Genomic DNA, 22,518 nt, shown 5'->3' with positions numbered 1-22,518 from the left:
AAGAAAAATGCGCCAGTCAATCTCTTAATCCATGCTAGCACATCTGTCAGATATCTTTGTGCGGAAATGTTTTTTTGCGGCCTGCATCCAGGTGCGCATGAATGCGCACCCGACAAAACCGGTGAAATCTGCTGGCAGTATCGCGCCTGCTGGATCTGCAGCGATTCAGGTAAGGACACGACAAATTGCACGATTTGTAGCGGCGCGATTTATCGCGCAATAAATTGCGCCGCTACCGTATGTGCAATCATTTGTGGAACGTGTTCAAAACGTAATGGACAGACCTTACACCCTTTACCGCGCAACGCACTCAGCGAAACAAATCGGCGCGGGTGAAGGGCTTTTCCAGCCCGGCGAGGTCAGCGGAAAAACGCTCGAGGAACTGCTGGGTGGTGGCGACGCGGCCGTGGCCCATCAGCAACAGCGGAATCAGAAATGCCACCGCCACCTGCACCACGCTAAACCCCTTCAGCGCGGTGCGGCGCTGGCTCAGCAGGAACGCGCTGCTCAGGGTAAAGCCCAGCATCAGTCCGGCCAGCACTTCACTCACCGAGTGCGCATGGATCACCAGGCGCGATAATCCCACCATCAGCGGAATCAGATAGCCGATACCGATGGTCAGGGCGCGCCAGAACGTGGGCCAGCGGCCGGAAATCAGCCACATCATCACCGGCCACAGCGTCGCTGACATCGCGCTATGGCCGCTGAAACCGGTAAAGTTATAACGCGCGCTGCCAATGCCGAAGCCGAGAAACATAATTTTCGAGATGCTGACCAGCAGGCCCGCCAGGCCAAACGCCAGCAGCCAGTACCAGACGGTGCGACGGTTGTCGCTTTTCCACGGCAGCACCAGTGCGATGATCACCGCAGTGGGGATCAGCAACATACTGTCGCCGAAATAGGTCAGGGTTCTCCAGCTCATACTTTTCCTTGCAACGACTATCGGGCTCCCGCCAGTCACACGGCGGGCAGAGAAACAGTGTATCGATTAAGCCGCTGGCTGCAAAACGGGATAGTCTGAAAAGGCGGCGCGCCGGTTTTCACTGGCATCAACCCGGTGAAATCCCTATAATTGCCGCCAACTAACCCTCTCAATCGGCCTGTTTTTGTGCAGACAGAAACCGGCTCCAGTTATCAGGTCTTAAAAAAGTATGACTGACAAGTCTCATCAGTGCGTGATCGTTGGCATTGCAGGTGCATCCGCATCCGGAAAAAGTCTTATTGCCAGCACGCTCTATCGTGAAATCCGTGACCAGGTCGGTGACGAGCATATCGGTGTGATCCCCGAAGATGCCTACTATAAAGATCAAAGCCACCTCACCATGGAAGAGAGGGTGAAAACCAACTACGACCATCCGAGCGCGATGGACCACGATTTGCTGCTGCAGCATCTGCGCGCGCTTAAGGCCGGCGAAGATATCGACCTGCCGGTTTACAGCTACGTTGAGCACACCCGTACCGATGAGTGTATTCATCTGAAGCCGAAGAAAGTGATTATTCTGGAAGGGATTCTGCTGCTGACCGATGCACGGCTGCGCCAGGAGCTTAACTTCTCGATCTTCGTTGATACCCCGCTGGATATCTGCCTGATGCGCCGTATGAAGCGCGACGTCAACGAGCGCGGGCGCTCGATGGACTCGGTGATGAGCCAGTACCAAAAGACCGTGCGCCCGATGTTCCTGCAGTTTATTGAGCCTTCCAAGCAGTATGCCGACATCATTGTGCCGCGCGGTGGTAAAAACCGCATCGCCATTGATATCCTCAAGGCCAAAATTAACCAGTATCTTTGACGACGCCCGTCCGGTTCAGCGGGACCGGAACGGGACACCGTGCGTCCGGATGGACGTGACGCGAACGGTTTGTCACAACCTGACCACCTTTCGCTACACTTAAATCATGGAGTTTCTGCGATGAGATTATGCGATCGCGATATTGAAAGCTGGCTGGACAGCGGCAAGCTGGCCATCGATCCCCGTCCGCCGGTTGAGCGCATCAACGGTGCCACCGTGGATGTGCGCCTCGGTAACCAGTTCCGTACCTTTAGCGGCCACACCGCACCGTTTATAGATTTAAGTGGTCCAAAGCATGAAGTGAGCGCGGCGCTGGATCGCGTGATGAGCGATGAGATTGTGCTGCCGGAAGGGGAAGCGTTCTTTCTGCATCCGGGTGAACTGGCGCTGGCGGTGACGCTGGAATCCGTCACCATCCCCGACGATCTGGTGGGCTGGCTGGATGGCCGTTCGTCACTGGCGCGCCTCGGGCTGATGGTGCACGTTACCGCGCACCGCATCGATCCGGGCTGGCAGGGCCGTATCGTGCTGGAGTTTTACAACTCCGGTAAGCTGCCGCTGGCGCTGCGTCCCGGCATGCTGATTGGCGCACTGAGCTTTGAACCGCTGTCCGGGCCGGCGGCGCGTCCTTACAATCGCCGCGAAGACGCCAAATATCGCGGGCAGCAGGGCGCTGACGCCAGCCGTATTGATAAAGACTAACGTTTCTCCTGGAGTGATTTCGCGCCAGCGGCCTGAAATCTGACGGTGATGAGGATGCAATGAGAAGACTGATAACCACGCTGGCCATCCTGTTAGTGGTGGTCGTAGCGGGCATGACGGCACTGGTGTTGCTGGTCAATCCCAACGACTTTCGTACCTATATGGTACAGCAGGTAAAACAGCGCAGTGGTTATCAGCTTGAAGTGAGCGGCGACCTGCGCTGGCACGTCTGGCCGCAGCTCAGCATTCTGGCGGGCCGCATGAGCCTGACCGCGCCCGGCGCCAGCCAGCCGATGGTGACCGCCGATAATATGCGTCTGGACGTCAATCTGTGGCCGCTGCTGTCGCATCAGCTGAGCGTCAGTCAGGTGATGCTGAAAAACGCGATTATTCGCGCCACGCCGGACAGCGCGGTGCAGAAACCGCAGGGCGCGCCGATTGAGCCGGGCGACAGTGAACCGACCATCGCCGCCAGCAATGGCTGGACCTTTAACATCAGTAAACTGCGCATCGCCGATAGCCTGCTCATCTGGCAGCAGCCGGGCGGTGACGAGTATAACTTCCGCGATCTCAACCTCAATCTGAATCAGGACGATAACCGGCAGGCCAGCGTTGAGCTGGCGACCCGCGTGTCGCGCAATCAGCGTAACCTCAGCCTGAACCTGAAAGGGCAGATGGACGTGGCGCATTATCCGCACCGTATCAGCGGCCAGCTGGATGAGCTGGATTATACGCTGGACGGCGCGAACCTGCCGCCGCAGGGCATTAAAGGGACGCTGAGCGGGCAGGCGCAGTGGGATGGCGACCAGCAGCAGTTTGCGCTGAACAAGCTGCAGTTAACCGCGAACGACAGCGCCCTCGACGGCAGCGCTGAGGGCCGGCTGGCCCTGCCGCAGCAGCTCAACCTCGCGCTGCATGCGACCTCGCTCAATCTGGATAACCTGATGGCCAGCGCGCCCGCCAGCGATAACAGCACCACGCAGCAGGCTAACGTGATGCGCACGCCGGTGATCGCTGAGCCGCACGCACACAATAACGCCGACTCGCCGCTCAATAGCATGGATTTGCAGCTGACGCTCGACGCTGACAGCAGCGTGTGGCGCGGTCTGACGCTCAGCAATCTGCAAATTGACGCCCGCAATCAGCGCGGGCTGCTGACGCTCAACAAGCTGCAGGGCAAATTTGGTGACGGCCACTTTTCCATTCCCGGCTCGGTGGATATCCGTCAGCCGGTCACGCAGGTGGCGTTTCAGCCGGAGCTGAGCAGCATTGCCATCGCGCCGCTGCTTAAAGCGCTGGAACTGCCGGCTTCGCTGCAGGGCACGGTCTCGCTCAAGGGCGACATCAGCGGTGCCGGGCTGAGCGTGGCGGAGGCGAAACAGAACTGGCAGGGCAATGCAGAACTGGAAGCCACTAATCTGCAACTGGCGCAGCTGAATTTACAGCAGATGGTGCGCCGCGCCGTGGCGCGCGTCAGCAATCGCGTCAGTAACGATCAGCCGGATGATCAGGGAATTGAACAGTTAAGCGGGCGCATCAGCCTGAAGCAGGGCAACGTCACGCTGCCGGATCTGCAGGGCGGCAGCAGCCGGCTGGCGCTGCAAACCCACGGCAACGTGGATGTAGTCAAGCAGCAGCTGGATGTCACCATTAATATGATTCTGCGCGGCTGGCAGGGCGACGACCGGCTGGCGAAAGTACTCAACGGCCAGCCGATTCCGCTGCGCATGTACGGCAGCTGGGGCAATCTGCAGTATTCGCTGCCGGTAGATGACGTGGTGCGCCAGCAGTTGCAGGGCGAAGCCAAAACGCGCCTTAATCAGTGGCTGGATAGCCAGAAGTCTGCACCGCGGCAATAAAAGGGCCAGGGCGACGTTATCGGATTGTTCATCGCGCGATGATTCGCGCCGCGACCCCGCGTTGCACTGACGGGTAGCGGCGCAATTTATTGCGCAATGTACAACGGTGCGGATGTCAGGCATGCGCGATAAATCGCGCCGCTACAAATCGCAACACTGGTGGCCGGACACGCATAATAAATCACGCCCCGGCACCGGGTTAAATAAACGGTGCGGGCGCGACCGGCACAATCTCGACTTTTTGCACCCGATGGTTCTCCACCTGCAGGGTGCGCAGCAGATAATCCCCGACGCGCAACTCCTCACCTTCGGCCGGCACGTGCTGCAGGCTATCCATCAGCAATCCCGCCAGCGTATGGTAATTGCGCCTCTCGTCGAGCGGCAGCGCCACGTATAGCGCTAAATCTTCCAGCGGCATATGGCCGTTGGCGATCCAGCCGCCATGCTCTGCGGGCTGAATATCGTAACGGGCATCAATCTCTTCCCCTTCATTGGGCAGGTTGCCGGCGATGGTCTCCATCACGTCGCTCAGCGTTACCACGCCTTCCACCGAACCAAACTCATCCACCACAAAGGCAAAATGGGTGCGCGCATGGCGAAACTGCTCCAGCGCCTGCAGCAAGGTGACGCGCTCGGGAAACACCAGTGGCTGGCGAATCAGCGCACGCAAATCCAGCGATTTACTGTGCAGCGACTGATGCAGCAGATCGATCACATGCACCACGCCCAGCGGCTCGCGCCCCTGTTCGGTGATCAGCAGGCGCGTATGCTGGTTGCGGTCGAGTTTATCCATGATCGACTGCGGGTCTTCACTCAGATCAATATGCTCGACGTCATGGCGTGACGTCATGATGCTGTTGATCTGGCGCTGACCCAGGCCCAGCACGCGCATGATCATGCGCCGCTCCTGACGGTTAAACAGCGCTGCGCCCTGGTTATCGCTCAGCAGCGATGCCGTGTCGGCATCCAGATCGGCGCGCTGCGCTTCACCGCGCAAAATGCGCAGCACGGCTTCGGCAGTACGCTGGCGCAGCGGCCGTCCGGCGGTAAGAAAACGGCGGCGATTAAACAGCGCCAGCTGGTTAAAGATCTCAATCACAATCGAAAAGCCAATGGCCGCGTACAGATAGCCTTTGGGGATGACGAAGCCGAAACCCTCTGCCACCAGACTAAAGCCGATCATCAGCAGGAAGCTCAGGCAGAGAATCACAATGGTAGGATGGCCGTTAACGAAGCGCGTCAGCGGCTTGCTGGCCAGCAGCATTAACAGGATGGCGATGGTCACGGCGATCATCATCACCGGCAGGTCGTTGACCATACCGACGGCGGTAATGACGGCATCAAGTGAAAAGATGGCGTCCAGCACCACGATTTGCGCCACCACCGGCCAGAATTTAGCACCGCTGTTATTTTGACCCGATTCCTCGTCGCTGCCCTCCAGCCGGGCGTTCAGTTCGGTGGTGGCTTTAAACAACAGGAAGATACCGCCGCCCAGCAGCAGCAGGTCGCGGGCGCTGAAGCTGTGCTGGAAGAGGGTGAACAGCGGTTGGGTCAGCGTAACCAGCCACGACAGCGACGCCAGCAGCACCAGCCGTGATATCAGCGCCAGCAGCAGGCCGAACACCCGCGCGCGGTCGCGCAGCGTTGGCGGCAGCTTCTCCACCAGGATGGCGATGAAAACCAGGTTATCAATACCCAGCACCAGCTCAAGAACGATTAGCGTGACTAATCCTGCCCAGAGCGACGGATCGATGATCCACTCCCACATACTTTCATCACCATAATGTCTAAAAATGAGCTTAGTCTGATGATAGTTAATCGTCAGACAGGGTACAAATACGCCCCGGCCGCGCGGATGTCGCGGGCTGGCGGCTTATTAGGATTAATCTTACCTTGTTCAGCCGGGCGATAAGTGAAAAGTATGGATAAACATCCTGTGTGGATGAAGACCACTATTTATTCTTATCCAGCGGCAAAAGCGTACATTTTTAATGCGACTAATCTGAAGACGGGTATCGAATTATTCTGAAATTTGGCGTGAAATTGCCTGGCGGGGCTGGCATCAATACTTATGGCTGGTAGTCTTTTTCCTAAAATAGTGCAGGGAAGACGGGGCCTACTTGTAAACAAGCCAGTAATAACTAGTATAGCAACGTGTTAGTAAATGTCTGCGCCAATGTTGTTAATAGCGCGCTGTTTAGCTTCTTAATGTTGTGAATTGTGATCGTGCACGGGTTAAGGCGGGTATTTCCCGGCGTGGCGACAAAGCGCGGACAAAAAATAGGGTGTTGTAAGCGGTATTGGCAGCGACAGCCAAGGGCGGTAGCGTGCCTGACGTGGTTTTCACAGGTTAAGAATTGTCTGGCCTTGCGGCAAAAGGAAGTCAGACTAATCTGTTGGTATTTATCACAATTTTCTTGCTTAACTGGAAAGAGAATTGGCCTAAATGCCGGGGAGTTCGCCGCAGTTTGTCTCGCTGGTTTAGTTAGTGCATCGCTCATTAATTACTCAGGCTTAGGCGTTAGGGATTAAGGGAAATAAAATAAAAGAGTCAAATATGCGCGATAATGAATTTACATATAAAAGTCTTCTGACAAAAATTTTACTGGCGTGCTCGGATTTAATTTGTTTCAACGCGGCATTGTTTATTGCACTCGCGCTGATTAATTCGTTCGCCGATTCTCCACTGGCAGATATTTCTGAAAAAGACCTCAACTTAAAAATCGCCACCCATGTCTGCCTGTCCTTAATTTGTACAGGCTGGTTCTGGGTTCGCCTGCGTCATTATACCTATCGCAAACCCTTCTGGTTTGAGCTGAAAGAGATCTTTCGTACCATTCTCATTTTCTCTGTCATCGATTTGTCAATTTCAGCATTATCACAATGGCAGATGTCCCGTTTTGTCTGGGTATTAACGTGGATTTTAGCGCTGGTGCTGATTCCGCTGGCGCGCGCTATTTCCAAACGCGTACTGAATCATTTCGGTATGTGGAAAAAGCAAACCATTATTATTGGCAGCAACCGTAACGCGCAGGAAGCGTGGCAGGCGCTGCAGAGCGAAGAGGTGATGGGCTTTGATGTGATCGCCTTCTTCGACGTCGATGGCAGTTGCCCGCAGGCCAGCATCTCCGGTGTACCGGTGCTGCATAACGAGCAGGAGCTGTGGCAGCTGACCAACAGCGAAACCCAGTTTATCGTCGCGGTTGAGTTTGAGCAGAGTCAGCACCGCGACCGCTGGCTGAAAATGCTGGCGATGCATAACTGTCGCTCGGTCTCGGTTATCCCGACGTTGCGCGGCGTACCGCTGTACGGCACCGATATGGCTTACATCTTCAGCCATGAAGTGATGATTCTGCGTGTGAATAACAACCTGGCGAAACGCACCTCGCGTGTCCTGAAGCGGGCATTCGATATCGTCGGCGCGCTCAGCATCATCATCGCGCTGTCGCCTGCGCTGCTGGTACTCGGCTTCATGGTTGGCCGTGATGGCGGACCACCGATTTACGGTCACGAACGTGTGGGTCTCAATGGCCGCAAGTTCAAGTGCCTGAAGTTCCGCTCAATGGTGATTAACTCGAAAGAGGTACTGGAAGAGGTGCTGCGCACCGACCCGGTAGCCCGCGCCGAGTGGGACAAAGATTTCAAACTGAAAAACGATCCACGTATTACCAAAGTCGGTCATTTCATCCGTAAAACCAGCCTGGATGAGCTGCCGCAGCTGTGGAACGTCGTGCGCGGTGACATGAGCCTCGTTGGCCCGCGCCCGGTGATTGAAGATGAACTCTGCCGTTATGCCGGTGATGTTGATTATTACCTGATGGCAAAGCCAGGCATGACGGGATTGTGGCAGGTCAGCGGTCGTAACGACGTTGACTATGAGACGCGCGTCTATTTCGATTCGTGGTATGTCAAAAACTGGTCGCTGTGGAATGACATCGCGATTCTGTTTAAGACGGTCGGCGTGGTACTCAAACGCGACGGCGCTTATTGATAGACAGCAAGGGCAGGGGACGAAATAACGTTCCCGCCTGATAACTGCCGGTGCTGGGAGTGTCTGTAACTGATAACTGCCATTATCGAGCCCGAACAGAGCGGGTTATTAAGCCGCTTAACGATAACCCACTTTAATTGAAGTCGTCTGCAACCAGGATGACAACATAAACCAGGGAGCTAATGATAATGAACCTCAGTTTCAGTGTTTAATTCCTTGCCTTTATTTTTGTTAGACGCTTACACAGCGGCGTTTTCGCCTCTATCAATCATTAACTGATAGCGAAGAACCAGATGATAATGAAAACTAAATTGATACCGTTACTGGTATCCGCGACTTTCCTCTCCGGGTGCACCATCGAACCAGGTTCGCACCTTTCCACTAGCGGAAAAGATGTCATTGAGCAACAGGATAGCAATTTTGACATCGACAAATACGTTAACGTCTTCCCTCTGACGCCGCGTCTGGTTGAACAGATGCGTCCGAAGCCGCTGGTTGCTCAGGCTAACCCGCTGCTGCAGAACGAGATTCAGAGCTATCAATACCGCGTTGGCATCGGCGACGTACTGAACGTCACCGTATGGGATCACCCTGAGCTGACTACGCCGGCCGGTCAGTACCGTAGCGCCAGCGACACCGGTAACTGGGTGCAGGCAGACGGTACCATCTTCTATCCGTACATCGGTAAAGTGCGCGTTGCAGGCCGCACCGTGACGGAAATCCGCAGTGAAATCGCGCGTCGTCTGGCGCAGTTCATTGAAAGTCCGCAGGTGGATGTCAATGTGGCCGCGTTCCGTTCGCAGAAAGCCTACGTGACCGGTTCGGTCACCACCTCCGGCCAGCAGCCGATCACCAACGTGCCGCTGACCGTGCTGGATGCGGTGAACGCCGCGGGTGGCCTTGCCGCTGACGCCGACTGGCGCAACGTGGTGCTGACGCACAACGGCCGCGAGCAGCGCATTTCGCTGCAGGCGCTGATGCAAAACGGCGACCTGAGCCAGAACCATCTGCTCTATCCGGGCGATATCCTTTACGTACCGCGTAACGACGATCTGAAGATCTTCGTGATGGGCGAAGTGAAACAGCAGACCACGCTGAAGATGGACCGCAGCGGCATGACGCTGGCTGAAGCGCTGGGTAACGCACAGGGCATGGATCAAACCACCTCTGACGCCACCGGCGTATTCGTCATTCGTCCGATTCGCGGTGCTAACCGCACCAAGATCGCCAACATCTATCAGCTGAACACCAAAGATGCGGCGTCGATGGTGATGGGCACCGAATTCCAACTGGAGCCGTACGACATTGTCTACGTCACCGCAACACCAATCACCCGCTGGAACCGCGTGATTTCCGGACTGCTGCCGACCATCGTGGGTATCGACGATGCAAGCTCCGCAGCGCTGCGTTTCCGCAACTGGTCGGACTAAGGTTTTACCATGATTAAGTCAGTGTTAGTCGTCTGCGTCGGCAACATTTGCCGCTCCCCCACCGGGGAGCGTCTGTTTAAACGCGCACTTCCGCATACCCGTATCGCTTCTGCCGGTCTTGGTGCCCTGAAGGGCCATCCGGCGGATAAGACGGCCAGCGCCGTCGCCGCTGAACATGGCGTCTCGCTGGACGGTCATGAGGCTCAGCAGTTAACGGCCAGCATGTGCCGTGACTTTGACCTGATTCTGGTAATGGAGAAGCGCCACGTTGAGCAGGTGAATCGCATCGATCCGGCCGCGCGGGGGAAGACCATGCTGCTGGGCCACTGGCTTAACCAACAGGAAATTGCGGATCCGTACAAAAAAAGCCGTGAGGCCTTTGAAGAGGTTTACGGGTTACTGGAAAACGCTACCCAGAAATGGGTTAACGTACTAAGCCGATAGTTGGGAATATCCATGAATATCAAAAACAAGGTTATGACTGCGCCAAAAGAAGATTCGAATGGATGGGATCTGGCGCATCTTGTGGGACAGCTGATCGATCATCGCTGGATCATCGTGGCGGTCACCGCTTTCTTTATGCTGATGGCAACGCTCTACACACTGTTTGCTACGCCAATCTATAGCGCGGACGCTATGGTGCAGGTGGAGCAGAAAAACACCGCCTCGGTGCTGAACGAATTACAGGATGTGATTCCGACCACGCCAGCATCAGACACCGAGATTCAGATTATCGAATCCCGCATGGTGATTGGTAAAACCGTTAACGACCTTGGTCTGGACACGGTCATTCAGCAAAACTACTTCCCGGTAATCGGTAAAGGTCTGTCGCGCCTGATGGGCAACAAGCCGGCGCAGATTGCCATTTCACGCCTGGAAATTCCGCGCAGCATCGACAAACGCACCGTTGAGCTGGAAGTCACCGGTCCGCAGACCTATACCGTGAGCAAAGACGGCGACGAGCTGTTCAAAGGCCGCGTGGGTCAGCTGGAGCAGCACGGCGACGTCACCATGCTGGTTAGCGGCATTCAGGCTGACGAAGGCACCAGCTTCAGCGTCACCAAGCTGAGCGACCTGCAGGCGATTAAAACCGTACTGGGCGCGCTGACCGTCGCCGATAAAGGCAAAACCACCGGCGTGCTGGGCCTGGAGTTCCAGGATGAAGATCAGGAGCAGGCGAGCCGCGTGCTGAACCAGATCGTCAACAACTATCTGCTGCAGAACGTTGAGCGTAAGTCTGAGCAGGCGGAGAAGAGCCTCGAATTCCTGCGCACTCAGCTGCCTAACGTGCGTGCCAAGCTGGACGATGCGGAAGACAAGCTGAACACCTTCCGTCGTCAGAACGAGTCGGTGGACATGTCGCTGGAAGCCAAATCGGCGCTCGACTCTTCCGTTAGCGTCCAGAGCCAGCTGAACGAGCTGACCTTCCGTGAAGCCGAAGTTTCCCAGCTGTTCACCAAAGACCACCCGACTTACCGCGCGCTGCTGGAAAAACGCAAAACGCTGGAAGCGGAACAGGCGCAGCTGAACAAGAAAATCTCGGCCATGCCGCAGACCCAGCAGGAGATTCTGCGTCTGACGCGTGATGTGCAGGCCGGTCAGGAAATCTACATGCAGCTGCTGAACCGTCAGCAGGAACTGGGCATCAGCAAGGCCAGCACTGTGGGTGATGTGCGCATCATCGACCGTGCCGAAACCAGCACCAGCCCGGTGGCACCGAAGAAGCTGCTGATTATTGTCGCGGGTCTGATTGTTGGTCTGATGCTGTCGGTTGGTCTGGTGCTGCTGAAAGCGCTGTTCCACCACGGTATCGACAACCCGGAGCAGCTGGAAGAGCTGGGCATGAACGTCTACGCCAGCGTACCGCTCTCCGAATGGCAGCGTAAGAAAGATACCGAAGCACTGGCGCGACGCGGCAGCAAAGAGAAGTCGGATCCGCACAACACGCTGCTGGCGCTGGGTAACCCGACTGACCTCTCCATCGAAGCGATTCGTAGCCTGCGCACCAGCCTGCACTTCGCCATGATGGAAGCGAAAAACAACATCCTGATGATCACCGGTGCCAGCCCGGGTATTGGTAAAACCTTTATCTGTGCCAACCTGGCGACGCTGGTATCCAAAGCAGGTCAGCGCGTGCTGTTCATCGATGGTGATATGCGTCGCGGCTATACCCACGAGCTGCTGGGTGCGGATAACAAGACCGGCCTGTCTAACGTGCTGTCAGGCAAGAGCGAGTTCTCGCCGGCGATGATTCAGAAGGGCGTGTACGGTTTTGACTTCCTGCCGCGCGGTCAGGTGCCACCGAACCCGTCTGAGCTGCTGATGCATCGTCGCATGCAGGAGCTGCTGGACTGGGCAAGCAAGAACTATGACCTGGTGCTGATCGATACGCCGCCGATTCTGGCTGTGACCGACGCTTCCATCATCGGTAAGCTGGCCGGTACCTCACTGATGGTGGCGCGTTTCGAAACCAACACCACCAAAGAGCTGGATGTCAGCTACAAGCGCTTCGCCCAGAACGGTATCGAGATTAAAGGCGTCATCCTCAACGCCGTGGTCCGTAAAGCGTCCAATGCCTATGGCTATGGCTACGACTATTACAACTACGAATACGGCAAAGAGAGCAAAAGCTAAGCACTATCGGGGGCGGATTTTCCGCCCCTTTTTATGGCGCGTCTCTGGCTAAGCGCCATGCCTTGTGCCTCTGCAAAACATGCGGATACACCGCAGAGTATTGTAGCGGCGCGATTTATCGCGCAATAAATTGCGCCGCTACGGAACGTGCGGTGATTAACAGCAGACAACTGCGGCGGTGAAATTTATACCGCGAACATAATAACTATTTATTTTCGGTGCGTTTTGCACCACCCAACATACACACAGCACAATCTTAGGTATTTCCGTGACGGTACGAAAAGTCTTATTGAAAAAGAATACTAACGGCATGATTTTTCAGAACAAAGCCGATTCCTTTCTACAGGCCGCTCGCGTTACCGTTGAATCTGGAACAGCTGTTTAAGAGGTGCTGGCAATGCAGGACATCCGCTTCTCAATTGTAATTCCCGCTTATAACGCGTCGAAATCGATTGTCACGACGCTGGATTGCGTCAAAGCGCAAACCTATCGCAACTTTGAAGTCATCATCGTGGATGACAAATCCGCTGATGCTGCGGAACTGGCGCAGGTGGTGCGCGGCGAGCGCTATCAGGATCTGGACATCAAACTGGAGCTGTCTGAGGTCAAACTCAACGGTGCCGGCGCGCGCAACAAAGGTATTGAACTGGCGCAGGGCGACTTCATTAGCTTCCTCGACGCCGACGACGAGTGGCACGCGGACAAGCTGCTGGAAGTGTGCGATACCATCCGCAAGCTGGAAGCGCAGGGTAAATCGCGCTATGTCATCTTCAGCCAGGTCAATATTCATCAGGACGGCAGCTTCCTCAAAGTGATGCCGATGCAGCCGCCGGGTAAAAACGAGACCGTGGCGGAGTACCTGTTTGGCTGTTACGGCTTTATCCAGACCAGTACCATCGTGCTGAAACGCGAAGATGCCGCCAGAATCCAGTTTGATGCGCGCTATATTCGCCATCAGGATTATGACTTCTGCATCCGCGCCGACCGCATGGGCTATGAATTTGTGATGATCGCCAAACCGCTGGCGACCTACCATCTGGTGACCAAATTTGGTTCCAAACACAAAGGCGAGTCGGTGAAGTACTCCTTCTTCTGGCTCGACACCATGAAGCCGCACCTGACGGCGCGCGATATCCATACCTACAAAGCGTTCAAGCTGCCGCTGCGCTACAAAATGGATGGCAATTCGCTGCTGGCCAGCGTCAGTTTTGCGCGCTACTTCTTCCTCACCAACCGTGATAACCGCGCCTACTTCATCAATCGCCTGGTCGATAAGCTGAAGTCGCGCTTCACGGGGCGAAGAGCGGTTTCCTGATCGATTTATGACTTTCACTTGCTCCCGCAGCGGGAGCATTTTTTCGGTTCCTGACACTCCGGGTATACAAATGACAAATCATGTTGGCACCATCGGTATCGTGATGCCGATGTACAACGCGCGCAACACCGTGCTGCGTGCGGTTGAGTCGATCGTGAATCAGACCTACAGCGACTGGCATCTCTACCTGGTCAATGATAAATCCACCGATGATTCACTCGCTTTTGTGCGCGAGCATTGCCAGGATGCGCGCATCACTATCCTCAGCAACGAGGTCAACCTCGGCGCGGCGGAAACGCGCAACGTGGGCCTGCGCGCGGCCAAAGAGGAGATCATTGCGTTTCTCGACAGCGATGACGAATGGCACGCGGAGAAACTGGCCGAGCAGGCCGCGGCGCTGGCCGCCGGTGACGACTTCGTCATCACCCATTATCACTACAAAACCAAAACCGCCGATCACGACATCAACTACCACAAACCTTATCTGCAGCAGGAAAACTTCGTGAAGAAGCAGTATCGCGTCTGCTTCTCCTCGGTGTGTTTCCGTCGTCCGCCACAGGGCATCTTCTTCCAGCGTAAAGGCCATGAAGACTTCCTGTTCCTCTATGAGCTGTTCCTCCGCTACAAACAAGCCCGGGTGATCCAGAAGACGCTGGTCAACTACTACGAGCTGGGCGATTCGCTGTCGCGTAACAAAAATAAAGCGGCGAAATGGCACCTCGAATTATTAAGAATTATCTATAAAAACAATCCTTTAAAAATCTATTACTATTACGGCTGGTATATGGTGAATGGGGTTCTTTTCACCCTTAAACATCGCTAAGACCCTGTGTCCTTCGCGCTGCCGCTACGTTGGCTGCGCACGTCCATCCCGGTCACTTACTTGAGTAAGCTCCCGGGAATGAACGCACTTGCCGCCTTGCGGCAACACAAATGACTTGGGTCTGGATTTGAGCAATTTGAGGTGAAAAGTATCAGATGAAAAAGATTGTTTTGGTTATTAAGGATGCCTACTCCTACGCAGGCACGGAGAACATCTGCAACTTCATGTCGGAGTGCCTCGGTGAAGAGCATGCCGTCACCATTTACTCGCTGGAAGGGCACGGCAAAACCTTTTACCCGTTTGAGCGGGTGAAAGAGATTGTCAGCTTCGAAGGCCACAGCAACCCGATCAAAAGTGCCGTGGCGCGCATCCATCAGGAGGGCTTCGACAGCGTATTCCTGATCAGTATGGGGCGCCTGAGCGTGATGTTTGCCTTCTGGAACCTGATGGCAATGAAGAAAAAAACCTTCAAAGCCTACGCCTGCGAGCACATCGCTATTAACTCGTTCAGCAAGCCGATCAAACTGCTGAAGTGGCTGCTGCTGCGCTACTACGATCAGGTGATCGTGCTGACTGACAAAGACCATCAGGTCTTCACCCGCTGGCATATCCCCAGCCAGCAAATTCCTAATCCGGTAGTGTACAAATCCTGGCAGCGCGAGACGCGCAGCCGTCAGGCGCTGGCGGTAGGCCGCCTCGATAACCAGAAGGGCTTTGACCTGCTGCTGGATATCTGGGCCGACTTCAGCAAAAAACACCCGGAGTGGAAGCTGGTGATCGCCGGTGACGGCGAACTGCGCCAGCAGCTGCACGATCAGGCCGCGGCGCTGGGCATCACCGACAGCGTTAACTTTGTCGGCAAAGTCAGCAATATCAATGATTACTACCGCGATAGCGACATGGCGCTGATGACCTCACGTTATGAAGGACTGCCGCTGGTGCTGCTGGAAGCCAAATCCTGGTCGCTGCCGGTGGTGGCCTATGACTGTCCGACCGGACCGCAGGAGATCATCAATCACGGCGAAGATGGCTTCCTGGTGCCAATGAACGACAAAGCCACTTTCCTGGCGCGCATGGAGCAGCTGGCCAGCGACGATCGCCTGTTCTTTGCCATGAGCGAAAAGACCAAAGAGACGGCGCTGAAGTTTGACGGTAATCAGATCAAACAGAGCTGGCTGGCGCTGGTGTAACCACTTTTATCGTGCCTCGGGGATACCTTTTCGGCCGCCATGCGGCCCCATGACCACGGGATTGTTAGCATGAAAAGAAGAGAAGTCTTGCAAACTGCAGCCTCCTCCATTGTTGCCGCGCTGTCGGTGAGCGCGTTTTCCAGTTACGCCGCCAAAAGTGGTCAGCCGGCGCTGAAAGCGGTTGATGCCTCCAGCGTCCCGCCGGGCGATGTGCCGATTCTGACGCCGGAAAACGTCTATACCATGCCACCGCAGTTCTGGCAGAACTTTGAGGGCAAACTGTGGATTGGCGCAGCAGGCAAAGATGCCAGCCAGGCCGGCAACCAGATTCCGGTGTATCTGCGCGACGCCAGCGGTAAGGTTTCCCAGGTGAGCCAGCCCATTGCGCTCAATAAAGGCAACTTTGCCCAGTTTATTCACGATAATGCCGCGTTAATCGCCAATCCCGCGCACTCGATGGTGGTGGAAGATAACCAGGGTAATACGCTGTTTTCCATCAGCGACGTGTCGCGCCCGAACGCCAGCAACTTCAGCCAGCGCCTGGCGCAGCCGAACGGCTATCAGCTGATCGGCGAAATACCGTCGGTGGAAGAGCTGCGTAAAACCCGACCGCTGTTTGCCGGGGCGAAAATCAAGCTGAAAAGCTGGCACGAAGGGCTGGAAGTGGGCGGCGGCGAGTTCGTCGGCGTGTATGGCGAAGGCGAAGATGATGGCGGCGTGATTTTCAGCGGCAACGGATTCTACTGGCGCCGCGTGGTGGAAGATTTCAACCGTCTGACGCTGTTTGACTTCGGCGCCATCGCCGATGGCAAAACCGATACGGCACCGGCGATCAAAGCCATGTATCAGTGGTCGCTCAAGGCTAACCAGCAGATCTGCGTGCAGTTTCCGGCAGGCACCTTCTTCGTGACCGGCTGTGACTTTGGCGATCAGCAACAGCGCTTCTTCCGCATTTCCGGCGCGATGGTTAACTTCGGCTATTTCCCGGCGACCACGCTGGTATCTGACGGTCGTTCCGAATTCCTGTTCCAGGTAAATGCGCGCTGGACCGAAATCTCCAACCTGATCTTCAACGGTCAGAACGACAAGCGGCCAAACAAACAGGGGCTGTTCCGCAACACCTGTCCGGGCGGCCAGTTCTTCCGCGGTGCCTGCCTGCGCTTCAACCGCGTCGGCGGCACCTCGATCAGCCTGCTGGATACGCTGGACTGCAAAATCGACCAGTGGTACGCCGACACCTGTACCGGTGACGTGATCAAAGCCAGCTGGTCCGGACAGAAGCAGGGTGCGTGGGACCACAGTACGGCGATTGAGCTGTCGAACTTCAACGCCCAGCGCTGTACCGGCGGCATGGTACTTAACCTGCCGCGCTGCAGCCAGTCGATCATTCATAATGGCTGGATTGAGCACAGTGAGCACCCCGGCGACATCTCGAACGGCCAGTGGATTATTGATGCGCTGAGCCTGGAAGATTGCAAAAACCCGCTGAACGCGCGCAATTCCCGTCTCAACATGCGCCAGACCAATCTGCAGTCTGGCAGCTGGATCGATAACTCGCTGGAAGGTGAGCGCTGGCTGAATATCTGGGAGATGGGCTCAACGCGGGTGGAGTCTTACGGCGTGGCCATCGACGGCAGCCTGAAATACAACTACATCACGTCGCGTTTCCGTCTGACCAACAACACCAATCAGGCCACCTGGTTCGAGCTGGGGAATTTTTACTCGCCCACCGTGGGTGACAGCTGGGAGATCGAGTTGTTTGGTCAGTCGCAGTTCAGCAACGGCAGCGACAAACAGCCGCTGCTCGACGTGATGGGCGGTAAACAGACCGGCGGTCGCGCGGTGATTCATTTGCAGCGCAAAACCAGCAAGGCGGAAGCCAGCTGGTCCGCGGAAGGCAGTTCGCCGGTTCTGGAGGTGCGCGTCGATGCGCGCAGCGATACCGATAGCAAAGTGTTCGTCAAACTGGCGGGCTGGACGCCGACGGCGGTGGTGCTGATTAAGAGCACTGCCAAAGATCGGTTCCTCACCGGCCGCTGTGCGCGCGTTGACGCCACCATGGCGCAGGGCAGTCCGACCAGCGACAGCCAACCGGCCCCGCAGCGGTTTAGCCTGCACAACGGTAAAGCCGGCATCGGCGGCAACGAGCAGGGCGATTTGCTGCTGGCGTCGCGCGCGCTGAAGCCCGAAGAAGTGGATACGCGCCAGCCGAAGGGGTTTGTTTCAGTGGTGATCAACGGCGAGCAGGTGGCGCTGCCGTATTTTGCGCTGAAGTCGTGAGGATTTAACGCAGGTAACGGTGCAATTTATCGCGGAGGCAACAACGGCACCGAGCGAGGACGGGAAAAGCGCAATAAATTGCGCCGCTACGGTTTGTGCAGAGGAGATTTCTGCACTGACCCTTTGCACAGTCTGTAGCGGCGCGATTTATCGCGCATGTAACACCTGTCGCAGGTATCAATTACGTCACAACAGGCAGTCGTTAATTTCGGGCCGCTGGCCCATTAGCAGTTTTTTCTTACAGAGTTCACTTAGCCAGTATGGAACTGGCGGCTTGTAAAAAATTACAAAAATTTATCTGGAGTTTTTATGAAGATTTTATTGGTGGGTAACCATACCTGTGGAAATCGTGGGGATGGCGCGATTTTACGTGGACTGATTGATTCATTGCAGGCCGCGCGTGGGGATCTGGATATCGATGTCATCAGCCGCTATCCAACCAGCTCCGGATATTTACTGCAGCAGCACATCCAGCAGGATTCGCTGTTTCTGCACAACAGTAAGGCGCCAAAAGGGCTGGTCAGCAGCCTGAAGCGCAAAGTCGCCAACCGTCTGATGCCGGACATCATGATGGCGCACCTCGGCAAAGGTGGCGTGTATAAATCCTTCTCGGTGCCGCCGCATCTGGCGGAATTCACCCGCAGCCTGGCGAAATATGACGCCATCATTCAGGTCGGTGGCTCGTTCTTCGTCGATCTGTACGGCGTCACCCAGTTCGATCACGCGCTGTGCGCGCTGATGGCGAAGAAGCCGCTGCACATGATCGGTCACTCGGTGGGCCCGTTCGAAAACCCGCGCGTCAATGCGCTGGCAAACTTTGTTTTTGATCGCGTCGACAGCCTGGTGCTGCGCGAAGAGGTCAGCCTCGATCGCCTGAAGCAGGATGGCGTGACCACCAGTCGGGTGAAGAAGGGCGTGGACACCGCGTTCCTGGTGCAGGCGCGTGAGGTGGAAAATCCGAGCCACAACCTGCTGCACTGGCAGAACATCATTCAGTCGCGCAAAACCATCGCTATCACCGTGCGTGAGCTGGCACCGTTCGACAAACGTCTTGGCGTCACGCAGAAAGAGTACGAAGCCGCGTTTGGCCGGGTGATCAACGCCATGATCGCCGAAGGTTATCAGGTGGTGGCGTTCTCCACCTGTACCGGCATCGACAGCTATGCCAAAGATGACCGTATGGTGGCGCTGACGCTGCGCGACCACGTTGAGCAGCCGGAGCACTACCATGTGATCATGGACGAGTTCAACGACCTGGAACTCGGCATCCTGCTCAGCCACTGCCATCTCACCATCGGCACGCGCCTGCACTCGGCAATCATCTCCATGAACTTCGGCACGCCAGCCGTGGCCATCAACTACGAGCACAAATCGCTCGGCGTGATGAACCAGCTGGGTCTGCCGCAGATGGCCACCGACGTACAGAGCCTGATGGATGGCTCGCTGATCGACAAAGTGCAGACGGTGCTGGCGGACTACGACAACGTGAAGCAAAAAGTGAACACCGCGGTGGCGCAGGAGCGTGAAATCGGCAACCGCATCACCGAAGAAATTCTCAACGTCCTGGGGTAAGTGATGAAGCTAACCTTTTTCACCATGCGTTTTCCGGTTGCCTCTGAGACGTTTGTCCTCAATCAGGTGACGCATTTCATCGATGCCGGCTATGACGTCGAGATCATCTCGGTGTTTCCGGGCGACATGATCAACCGTCATGCCGCGTTCGATGAGTACAATCTGGCGGCGAAAACCCACTATCTGCTGCCGGAAGAGAAGGTATCAAACCTCGACAAACTGACCCAGCGCATCGGGCTGATGCTGCCGAAAATCGCCAAACCGGCGCTGCTGAAGTCGCTTAACGTTGGCCGCTACGGTGCGCAGGCGAAAAAGCTGCTGCTGCCAGCCATTGTCGCCAATGCCCGGCAGACCTTTACCGCCGATGTGTTCCTGGTGCACTTCGGCTATGCCGGTGCGCTGGCGAATAAACTGCGCGAGTTGGGGGTGCTGAAGGGCAAGCAGGCGACGGTGTTCCACGGTGCTGATATCTCGCGTCGCCACATTCTTGAAGAGCACAAACTGGATTACATCAACCTGTTCAGACAGAGCGAACTGATGCTGCCGATCAGCCATCTGTGGGAGAACAAGCTGATTGAGATGGGCTGTCCGCGCGAGAAAGTGCACGTCACGCGTATGGGTATCGAGCCGGAGAAGTTTAACTTCCAGCCGCGCGACGCGTTCCACAAACCGCTGCGCATTGTTTCGGTGGCGCGCCTGACCGAGAAAAAAGGGCTGGACGTGGCGGTCAAAGCCAGTGAAATCCTGCGCGATAACGGCGGTCAGTTCCAGTTCACCATCATTGGTAACGGCGAGCAGGACGGCATGATGCGCGAGCACATCGCGCGTGCCGGCCTGGAAGACATGGTGACCATGCCGGGCTTCAAGCCGCAGGAGGAGATTCGTCAGGCGCTGAGCGAGGCCGATATCTTCCTGTTGCCGTCGAAAACCGCCGCCGATGGCGATATGGAAGGCATTCCGGTGGCGCTAATGGAAGCGATGGCGGTCGGCCTGCCGGTGGTGTCCACCTACCACAGCGGCATCCCGGAGCTGATTCAGAATAACGTCAGCGGCTGGCTGGTATCGGAAAATGATGCCGACGAGCTGGCGGACACGCTGCTGCGCCTGTCGCGCGGCGATGTTGACGTTGCACCGGTGGTGGCCGCAGCGCGCCATAAAGTGGAAACCGAGTTCAATCAGCACATCGCTTACGGTGAGCTGGCGAAAATTCTGGAGCGCATGGTGTGAGTGGATTAAAAAAACAGGCGGTGTGGCTGTTTGGCAGCACCTGCTTTGCCGCGCTGCTGCAGGTGCTGCAGCTGGCGGTGCTGGCGCGTAAGCTGGAAGCGCACGAGCTGGGTTTGCTGGCGATCATCAACGCCATTCTGGCGGTGGCTACCGTGCTGCAGGACATGGGCATGAGCAGCTACATCGTGCATCGTCAGGAGATTACACGTCGTGAGCAGAGCACCATTTACTGGGTTAACGTCTCGCTGAGCTTCTGTACCGGTCTGATCATGCTGGCCATCGCCTGGCCGGTGGCGTGGTTCTACCATCTGCCGGAGCTGACGGCGCTGATTATGCTCACCAGCCTCAACTTCCTCGTGCTCGGCCACCTGTCGCAGTATCAGGCACACTATGTGAAAACCAAACGCATGGTGACGCTGGCGAAGATTGAAATGGGCACCAAGCTGTTTGCCTTCCTGTGTACGGTGGCGATGCTCTATTTCACCTCGCTGACGGTGGCGGCGGCGATTCTCGGACTGTTCATTAACGCTTTCACGCGCATTCTCTGCATGATCTACTTTGGCGAGAAGTCGTGGCGGCCAACCTGGGAGTTCGACGGCAAAACCTTTGTCAGCGCGGTGCGTTACGGTATCTATCAGCTGGGTTCGCAGACCATTAACCAGCTGCGTACTCAGGCCGATGCGCTGATCGTCGGTAAAGTGATGGGTGCCGAGATGCTGGGGATTTACTCACTGGCGAAAGAGCTGATTCTGCAGCCGCTGAAGCTGGTGTCGCCGGTGATTAACCGCCTGGCGCTGCCGCGCTTCGCTGAGAAGCAGCACGATCCCGAGCAGCTGAAAAAACTGTTCCTCAAGGGCACCTTCGTCATCATGCTGTTCAGCAGTGCGATGTACCTGGCGATTGGTATTCTCTCTCCGGTGATTGTGCGTGTGCTGTATGGCGCTTCGCATGAGCAGGTGTATCACCTGATCCCGCTGATGCTGCTGTTCGGTATGCTGCGCCCGATGGGCGGCCTGACCGGCGCGATCTCCCAGGCGAACGGACGCACCAACGTCGAGTTCTACTGGAATATCGTCGCCAGCCTGGTGGTGGTGGTGGTGCTGGCCACTACGTGGATCTGGCCGAACGTGATTTACGTGGCGCTGACGCTGTCGATTTCCCAGGTGCTGATCTCCGCCTTCGCGCATCCGTTCTTCATCAAACCGGTGATTGGCATCCGCTTTATGCCCTATGCGCGCCAGTGGGTGTCGGTGTCGGTGGTGTTTGTCGGCCTGATGCTGCTGGTGAATCATTTCAACCTGTTCGTGATGCCCGAGTGGTTTGAGGGCTGGCTGTAAGCGGTGATGACGGGGGCGGTCGTTAGCAATGACAACATGTTTGTCAGTTAAGCTCTGAAACCGTTCAGCAACCGTTGCACTTTTGGTAGCGGCGCAATTTATTGCGCGATAAATCGCGCCGCTACGAATTTTATGCGATTTGTATTTGCTGTTACTGAACGGCATTACGCCATTTTGCGACCAAACCCTGACGCCACCGGTCAAAACAACATCCTTAATCGCCGCCAGCCTTTTCCGCTGCGACACCACACCTTCGCCCCAATGATGTTTCCGCAACGCCGGTCTGAACGCTCAGCAATCACTGGCCTCACCGGTCATTGCTCAGCACTCTGCCTTCCACTGTTTTTCAGCCATTTAGCCGCTTTTTT

Annotated in this window: 16 protein-coding genes; 14 read left to right on the top strand and 2 right to left on the bottom strand. The window is 56.2% G+C overall.

Going from position 1 to position 22,518, the window contains the following annotated elements; translation table 11 throughout:
- Positions 1-310: 310 nt before the first annotated feature.
- Positions 311-922, bottom strand: coding sequence for a phosphatase PAP2 family protein (locus CBW22_RS10375; protein WP_021509320.1), 612 nt, complete (start codon positions 920-922; stop codon positions 311-313).
- Between the two features lie 229 nt (positions 923-1,151).
- Between CBW22_RS10375 and udk the strand changes: the two genes are divergently transcribed.
- The 3 genes from udk (at position 1,152) to asmA (ending at position 4,351) form a co-directional block, all read left to right on the top strand.
- Positions 1,152-1,790 (top strand): uridine kinase, encoded by a 639-nt coding sequence (gene udk, locus CBW22_RS10370; protein ID WP_010615887.1) that lies wholly within the window; start codon positions 1,152-1,154, stop codon positions 1,788-1,790.
- 120 nt (positions 1,791-1,910) lie between these two features.
- Positions 1,911-2,492, top strand: a complete 582-nt coding sequence (gene dcd, locus CBW22_RS10365) for a dCTP deaminase (protein WP_021509321.1) — start codon at positions 1,911-1,913, stop codon at positions 2,490-2,492.
- A gap of 59 nt (positions 2,493-2,551) precedes the next feature.
- A complete protein-coding gene (gene asmA, locus CBW22_RS10360) occupies positions 2,552-4,351 on the top strand; it encodes an outer membrane assembly protein AsmA (protein WP_088516597.1) in 1,800 nt (599 codons plus the stop codon).
- Positions 4,352-4,550: 199 nt separating this feature from the next.
- Here the strand turns inward: asmA and CBW22_RS10355 are convergent, their stop codons facing one another.
- Positions 4,551-6,119, bottom strand: a complete 1,569-nt coding sequence (locus CBW22_RS10355; protein WP_058769963.1) for a TerC family protein — start codon at positions 6,117-6,119, stop codon at positions 4,551-4,553.
- 789 nt (positions 6,120-6,908) lie between these two features.
- On the opposite strand from CBW22_RS10355, the gene wbaP reads away from it, so the two are divergent.
- From wbaP to CBW22_RS10300, 11 genes are all read left to right on the top strand, one after another.
- Positions 6,909-8,342, top strand: a complete 1,434-nt coding sequence (gene wbaP, locus CBW22_RS10350; protein WP_058757291.1) for an undecaprenyl-phosphate galactose phosphotransferase WbaP — start codon at positions 6,909-6,911, stop codon at positions 8,340-8,342.
- Between the two features lie 299 nt (positions 8,343-8,641).
- A complete protein-coding gene (locus tag CBW22_RS10345) occupies positions 8,642-9,772 on the top strand; it encodes a polysaccharide export protein (RefSeq protein WP_031280061.1) in 1,131 nt (376 codons plus the stop codon).
- Between the two features lie 9 nt (positions 9,773-9,781).
- Positions 9,782-10,216, top strand: a complete 435-nt coding sequence (locus CBW22_RS10340) for an arsenate reductase/protein-tyrosine-phosphatase family protein (protein WP_021509326.1) — start codon at positions 9,782-9,784, stop codon at positions 10,214-10,216.
- A gap of 12 nt (positions 10,217-10,228) precedes the next feature.
- Positions 10,229-12,406 (top strand): tyrosine-protein kinase Wzc, encoded by a 2,178-nt coding sequence (wzc, locus tag CBW22_RS10335; protein ID WP_021509327.1) that lies wholly within the window; start codon positions 10,229-10,231, stop codon positions 12,404-12,406.
- A gap of 397 nt (positions 12,407-12,803) precedes the next feature.
- Positions 12,804-13,721, top strand: coding sequence for a glycosyltransferase family 2 protein (locus CBW22_RS10330; protein WP_058757292.1), 918 nt, complete (start codon positions 12,804-12,806; stop codon positions 13,719-13,721).
- A gap of 70 nt (positions 13,722-13,791) precedes the next feature.
- The gene (locus CBW22_RS10325) at positions 13,792-14,544 is read left to right on the top strand and encodes a glycosyltransferase family 2 protein (protein ID WP_058757293.1); all 753 of its coding nucleotides are present in this window, start codon (positions 13,792-13,794) and stop codon (positions 14,542-14,544) included.
- A 155-nt stretch (positions 14,545-14,699) separates the two neighbouring features.
- Positions 14,700-15,734: a glycosyltransferase gene (locus CBW22_RS10320; RefSeq protein WP_058775761.1), complete on the top strand. Its 1,035-nt coding sequence runs from the start codon at positions 14,700-14,702 to the stop codon at positions 15,732-15,734.
- A gap of 69 nt (positions 15,735-15,803) precedes the next feature.
- Complete coding sequence (locus tag CBW22_RS10315; protein ID WP_088516596.1) at positions 15,804-18,014, top strand: phage tailspike protein; 2,211 nt, start codon at positions 15,804-15,806, stop codon at positions 18,012-18,014.
- A gap of 309 nt (positions 18,015-18,323) precedes the next feature.
- Positions 18,324-19,586 (top strand): colanic acid biosynthesis pyruvyl transferase WcaK, encoded by a 1,263-nt coding sequence (gene wcaK / locus CBW22_RS10310; protein ID WP_058757295.1) that lies wholly within the window; start codon positions 18,324-18,326, stop codon positions 19,584-19,586.
- Between the two features lie 3 nt (positions 19,587-19,589).
- Complete coding sequence (locus tag CBW22_RS10305; protein WP_058769967.1) at positions 19,590-20,813, top strand: glycosyltransferase; 1,224 nt, start codon at positions 19,590-19,592, stop codon at positions 20,811-20,813.
- Complete coding sequence (locus tag CBW22_RS10300; RefSeq protein WP_021509334.1) at positions 20,810-22,150, top strand: MOP flippase family protein; 1,341 nt, start codon at positions 20,810-20,812, stop codon at positions 22,148-22,150. Before CBW22_RS10305 ends, CBW22_RS10300 begins: the two co-directional genes overlap by 4 nt.
- The last annotated feature ends 368 nt before the right edge of the window (positions 22,151-22,518 follow it).

This window comes from Pantoea sp. VS1 (assembly GCF_002207995.1).
Classification (GTDB): Bacteria; Pseudomonadota; Gammaproteobacteria; order Enterobacterales; family Enterobacteriaceae; genus Pantoea; species Pantoea dispersa.
This window is presented reverse-complemented; position numbering and strand designations above follow the sequence as displayed.